The following is a 5,819-nucleotide window of genomic DNA, read 5'->3' on the forward strand; positions in this document are numbered from 1 at the left end:
GCTCGGCCGCGAGATCAAGGTCGAAACTTCTGCGGAGATCGTGGCCAAAAAGCTCTGGCACCGTGGCGACCGGGCCACCGCGCGAGACCTCTTTGATCTGGCGCTAGTCATCGAACGAGAGCCAGGGGCGTTGGCGACGGCGCATCCCTATTTGTTACGGCACCGGGAAGCCTTCTTGCAACAAGTGGATCAGCGCAAGTCAGTCTTGAAAGCACAATTCGAGGCCATTGATGTACTGGATTACCAGCCCAGCTACGAGCAGGCGGCTGAGTCAGCGCTAGAGTTCTTGATGTCGTTGTGACATTGTGAAGCCCGGCAGATCAGGCGCCAAAGTGGCCGCCCAAACTTCTATTGCAAACCCCCATCGATGAATGCACCTAGACCGCCCGCACATTCTGGTGCGGCACTCGACGAAGAAGTCCAAGATATCTTGACGCGGTATCGCTGCCCAACAGCATTGCACGCCCTGCGAACGCTGATGCTGGGTCACATCGCCGGCCCTGGCCTGGAGGTCTCGCCCATGGCGCCTTTGATGCAAGCTTGGGGCGGCGAATTGCCTGTGTTCGGCTCCGCGGAAGAGATGGATGATGTGATGAACGTGCTGATGAACGGTTTGTGGAATCGGCTCTCTGAGCACCAGAGCTCCCGCAAGCCGTTCAAGCTGACACGGTTCGAGGTGACCGCCTCACAACAAGCCCTGCATGGCTTGGCAGAAATGCGGGCCCAGGAACTCAAGGGTTTTGTAGATGGCCTTCTTGGACCCGACGATGAGATGGTGCTGCCGCAAAAGGCACACGATGCCGTGGTGGCATTGGCTCAGTTGTACGAGATGTTCGTCGGCGCGTCCGAACTGCTGGCAGATCCGGCGCAGCTAGCGCCTGATCAAGAGCTCAAGGCCTTGCTGCAGAACTTCCAGCGTATGACCATCGTTGCCGATGAGCAGATCAACAAGGCGGTGCAATCGTGCAAACGAGCAAGGCTGTCTAGCGGCCAACACGGGGAGAAGACGGCCGCGATGATGTCCAGAAAATTTGCGGCGGCGGCACCCTATGACGACATGCAAGGCGCAAGCGAAGACGACGCAGATTCAGAACTCTATTTCCTGAACTCGCCGCTCAGCCAGACCGTTACTCGAAACGGTGTGACGGTGGATGTTGAGATTTACGGCGATGGGCATGGGGGATGGATCCTAGAGATCGTTGACGCAGAAAATGCCTCCCATGTCTGGGATGAGCCTTTTGAGACGGAGCAACAAGCTCTGACCGAGGCGCTTCGTGCGCTGGACGCGGAACCGCTTGAGTTCCTGGGTCGGACCGGGGATCAGTCCTTGAACTGAGCTTATCGGCGCCGGCCGGGGATTAAATTCAACGACTTAATGAGACATCCTTGCCCATCAACATGGATCGTGCCCGGAAAGCATGTCTAGGCTGGCAAGCGTTCACCCAACGAATAGCAGCTTTGTGGCATACCGGCGAACTGGCCGAGGACACCAAGTCCACCCTATCGGCGGCACTGAGCCGCGAGGCAGTTCCGTGCCCGGAGCAGGCGCTCGAACGCGAGGCTGTCTGACTGAATCAGCTCGTAGCCTAAGTTATGACAGAAGCCCGACAGCATTCAGGCGGACTCTGGCGACACTTGGCCGCGCTTGAATTGCTCCGCCCGCACCGAGCCAGCAGCTCGAATGGACAGCCGCTAGCGCATCCATAACGCCTTGGCTGCTTGGCATCAACACGAGATGGGTTCGATCGTCAGCAAAGTGCCCGTAGCAAGCCCAAAAGACCGCCACCTGGGGCCGCCCGTTGAGCCAAACCCTCGATAAGCGTTGCAGCGATCACTGGACGAAGCAGCAATTCGGTCTGCATGAACTGTTGATCACGCTGTTCTTGTTCATCACCGCGCCGGTGGCGGCCAATTTGCTGGCCGAAGCGGCACTGCATTTGCGCCTGCCTTCCAAGGCCGGGGCAGCCGCGGCCTTGAATCGCATCAGGCCTTGATGCTGGCCGGCTTGCGAAGCAAGCTGGCAATCAGCGTCACCACGGTCAGCGGCAGAAAGAACATCAGCATCACGTTGCTGAACACCGGCAGCGCGGCATGCTCCTGGCTCATCAAGATCAAGTACGCGGTGTAGGCGATGTAATAGCCGATGAAGACGACACCCTCCCAGCGTGCGATTTCGCGCCCGCTGAGCATCACCGGCAGGCAGGCCAGCGCCACCGCCAGCATCACCCAGATGTCGAAGTTCAGCACCGAAGCGGCCACCGGAATGCCGGCCGGCGAGATCAGCGCGGTCAGACCCAAGCAGCCCAGGATGTTGAAGATATTGCTGCCCACGACATTGCCAATGGCGATATCGCGCTGGCCTCGGATCGCCGCCATGATGGACGTGGCGACCTCGGGCATGGAGGTGCCGGCCGCCACAATCGTCAGCCCAATCACCAGATCGCTAACGCCCAGGCTCTTGGCCACCGTGATGGCCGCACCCACCAGCCAATTGGAGCCCAGCACCAGCAGCCCCAAGCCGACGGCGATCAGCAACACCTGCACGCCCCAATGCTTGTCCCAGTTGGCTTCGGCAGGCATTTCTTCGGTGAACTCGGCTTGCGTTTCTTTAGACTCGCGGCGCGACTGCCGCACCAGCAAGACGGTGTAGGCGATAAACAGGGCCATCATCAGGAGGCCATCGTTGAAGCTCAGCCGGCCGTCCCAAGCCACTGCCAGTAGCAGCAGCGACGCACCGATCATCACCGGCACTTCTTGGCGAATCACTTGCGCATGCACGGTCAACGGCACGATCAGGGCCGAGATGCCCAAAATGAACAGCACGTTGAAGATATTGCTGCCGACCACATTGCCGATGGCCAGGTCGGGCAGGCCGTCCAGTGCCGCGCCGATCGAGACGGCGACCTCGGGCGCGCTGGTGCCCATCGACACTACGGTCAAGCCCACCACCAAGGGCGAGATGCCCGCCGATAAAGCCAGTTTGCTGGCGCCGCGCACCAGCAACTCGGCGCCGCTGACCAAGGCGATCAGCCCGATCAAAAAGAGCGCTAGCGTCAACATCAGGCGTCAAGCTTCTTAGTGGGTCTTGCTATTGCTAGGGCCGCTGAGCAATTTGTCGGTATAGGCAATCGCCAAGGCCGAGAGCAAGAAGGTGAAGTGAATCACGGTCTGCCACATCAGCGTTTTTTCTGAATAGTTTTCGGCATTGATGAAGGTCTTCAGCAAGTGGATCGACGAGATGCCGATGATGGCCGTGGCCAGCTTGACCTTCAGCACCGAGGCGTTGACGTGGCTCAGCCATTCGGGCTGGTCGGGGTGGTCCTCCAGGCCCATGCGCGAGACAAAGGTTTCGTAGCCGCCGACGATCACCATGATCAGCAGGTTGGAGATCATCACCACGTCGATCAGGCCCAGCACCACCAGCATCAGAATTGTTTCATTCAGCTTGGCGATGGGCTCATAGCCGATCACGGCACCGGCCGCGTCCTTGATGGCGACCGCCTGATAGCCGATGCTCTTGACCAGAATATTGAGCGCCTCGGTGTTGCCGAAAGCGGCCTCGATCAAATGCACCAACTCGGTCCAGAACTGAAACACGTAGACGCCTTGGGCCAGGATCAAGCCCAGATACAGCGGCACTTGCAGCCAGCGGCTGGCAAAAATCAGGTTGGACAAGGGGCGCATCAAGCGGGTCGATTTGTGGGGTGTGCTGCTCATCGGGTTTTCTCGGGGGGGTGGCGGATTTGAGCGCGATTCTATTGCTCTGCAGTGAAGATTCAGTACCAAGCTGCAGACGCACCACGTTAGAGTAAGTCGTTAGTCAGAGACAAGACGCACAGTAGTGTTCGGTCGTCCGAATTGAATCCTTCTTGTAATCCGCTCCTGTCAGAGGAAACACATCATGAGTCAGAACGAACTTTATCTGCCCAGCGCTGCTTGGGCTGCACAGGCCAATGTCAAGGGTATGGCCGGCTATCAAGCCCTGGTCGATGAGGCCGAGGCCGATTACCAGGCCTATTGGGGACGTTTGGCGCGTGAGTTTGTGACTTGGCAGACCCCGTTCACGCAAGTGCTGAACGACAGCGGCGCGCCGTTTTTCAAGTGGTTTGAGGATGGCCGGCTGAATGTCTCCTACAACTGCCTGGACCGCAATGTCGAGCGCGGCCTGGGTGACAAGGTGGCGATCATTTTTGAGGCCGATGACGGCTCGTCAAGCAAGGTCACCTACAGCGACTTGCTGGGACGCGTGGCGCAGCTGGCCAATGTGCTCAAAGCACGCGGCGTCAAGAAGGGTGACCGGGTCGTCATCTATATGTCGATGTCGGTCGAAGGCGTGGTGGCGATGCAGGCCTGCGCCCGCATCGGCGCGATCCACTCGGTGGTGTTCGGCGGCTTCTCGGCACAGAGCCTGCGTGACCGGGTGCAGGACGCCGGCGCCGTGATGGTGATCACCGCCGACGAACAGTTGCGCGGTGGCAAGGCGCTGCCGCTGAAGGCCATCGTCGATGAAGCGCTGGACGGCGGCGTGTGCCCAACGCTAAAGGACGTGATCGTCTATCAGCGCACCGGCGGCAAGATCGGTTGGGTCGAGGGCCGCGACCATTGGTTGCATGAGGAACTGGCCGGCAAGTCTTTGATCTGCGAGCCCGAGTGGGTCGAGGCCGAGCATCCGCTGTTCTTGCTCTACACCTCGGGCTCGACCGGCAAGCCCAAGGGCGTCCAGCATGCCAGCGGCGGCTATTTGCTGCACGCGGCGCTGACGACGAAGTGGACCTTTGACTTGCAAGAAAGTGATGTGTTTTGGTGCACCGCCGATATCGGTTGGGTCACCGGCCACAGCTACATCACCTATGGCCCGTTGGCGCTGGGCGGCACCGAGATCGTCTTCGAGGGCGTGCCGACCTATCCAGACGCCGGCCGCTTCTGGCAGACGATTGAGAAACACAAGGTGACGATTTTCTACACCGCGCCGACGGCGATCCGCTCGCTGATCAAGGCGGCCGAAGGCAATGCCGCCGTGCATCCCGATCGTTATGATTTGAGCAGTCTGCGCCTGCTGGGTTCGGTCGGCGAGCCCATCAACCCCGCAGCCTGGGAGTGGTATCACAAGCATATTGGCGGCGGGCGCTGCCCGATTGTCGACACCTTCTGGCAGACCGAAACCGGCGGCCACATGATCACGCCACTGCCGGGTTGTACGCCCTTGGTGCCGGGTTCTTGCACGCTGCCATTCCCCGGTATCACGGCGGCCATCGTTGACGAGATGGGCAATGATGTGCCGAACGGGCAGGGCGGAATTCTGGTCGTCAAGAAGCCTTGGCCGTCGATGATCCGGACCATTTACAACGACCCCGAGCGTTTCAAGAAGAGCTACTACCCCGAGGAGTTGAAGGGTTACTACTTGGCCGGTGACGGCGCGATCCGCGATGCCGAAACGGGCTACTTCACGATTACCGGCCGCATTGATGATGTCTTGAACGTGTCGGGTCACCGCATGGGCACGATGGAAATCGAGTCGGCGCTGGTCAGCTGCACCGAGTTGGTCGCCGAGGCTGCGGTGGTGGGTCGGCCCGACGACACCACGGGTGAGGCGATTTGTGCTTTTGTGGTGCTCAAGCGTTCGCGCCCGACCGGTGATGAAGCGAAGGCGATTGCCAACCAGTTGCGGGCCTGGGTGGCCAAGGAAATCGGCCCGATTGCCAAGCCCAAGGACATTCGTTTTGGTGACAACCTACCTAAGACCCGCTCCGGCAAGATCATGCGCCGGCTCTTGGGGCCGGGGATGTGGCCGGCCGCGATTCCTTCGGGGCGAGGACGGG

Annotated in this window: 6 protein-coding genes; 4 read left to right on the forward strand and 2 right to left on the reverse strand. The window is 60.0% G+C overall.

Annotated elements, in window-relative coordinates:
* The 3 genes from RMO57_RS18950 to RMO57_RS18960 form a co-directional block, all read left to right on the forward strand.
* Positions 1–301, forward strand: a 301-nt coding sequence (locus RMO57_RS18950; protein WP_310389313.1) for a nucleotidyl transferase AbiEii/AbiGii toxin family protein, incomplete at its 5' end; no start/stop codon positions are given.
* A gap of 219 nt (positions 302–520) precedes the next feature.
* On the forward strand, positions 521–1,336 hold the full coding sequence (locus RMO57_RS18955) for a hypothetical protein (protein WP_310389314.1): 816 nt from the start codon (positions 521–523) through the stop codon (positions 1,334–1,336).
* 463 nt (positions 1,337–1,799) lie between these two features.
* Positions 1,800–1,994, forward strand: a complete 195-nt coding sequence (locus tag RMO57_RS18960) for a monovalent cation/H(+) antiporter subunit G (RefSeq protein ID WP_310389316.1) — start codon at positions 1,800–1,802, stop codon at positions 1,992–1,994.
* Here the strand turns inward: RMO57_RS18960 and RMO57_RS18965 are convergent.
* Together RMO57_RS18965 and RMO57_RS18970 are read right to left on the reverse strand one after the other, a co-directional pair.
* On the reverse strand, positions 1,984–3,060 hold the full coding sequence (locus tag RMO57_RS18965; protein ID WP_310389318.1) for a calcium/sodium antiporter: 1,077 nt from the start codon (positions 3,058–3,060) through the stop codon (positions 1,984–1,986). The two genes, RMO57_RS18960 and RMO57_RS18965, sit on opposite strands and share 11 nt — an antisense overlap.
* Positions 3,061–3,075: 15 nt before the next feature.
* Positions 3,076–3,717 carry a TIGR00645 family protein gene (locus tag RMO57_RS18970; RefSeq protein ID WP_310389320.1) on the reverse strand — a complete coding sequence of 214 codons (642 nt, stop codon included), beginning with the start codon at positions 3,715–3,717 and terminating at the stop codon, positions 3,076–3,078.
* Positions 3,718–3,901: 184 nt separating this feature from the next.
* Between RMO57_RS18970 and acs the strand changes: the two genes are divergently transcribed.
* The coding region (gene acs / locus RMO57_RS18975; protein ID WP_310389323.1) for an acetate--CoA ligase at positions 3,902–5,819 on the forward strand (1,918 nt) is incomplete at its 3' end.

Origin of the sequence: Roseateles sp., assembly GCF_031397715.1 — a bacterium.
Classification (GTDB): domain Bacteria; phylum Pseudomonadota; class Gammaproteobacteria; order Burkholderiales; family Burkholderiaceae_C; genus Paucibacter_A.

Bases quoted from the DNA above. Each gene is read 5' to 3' on its own strand.
- RMO57_RS18970 (WP_310389320.1), bottom strand. From the start codon at position 3,717: ATGAGCAGCACACCCCACAAATCGACCCGCTTGATGCGCCCCTTGTCC.
- RMO57_RS18965 (WP_310389318.1), bottom strand. From the start codon at position 3,060: ATGTTGACGCTAGCGCTCTTTTTGATCGGGCTGATCGCCTTGGTCAGC.
- RMO57_RS18955 (WP_310389314.1), top strand. From the start codon at position 521: ATGGCGCCTTTGATGCAAGCTTGGGGCGGCGAATTGCCTGTGTTCGGC.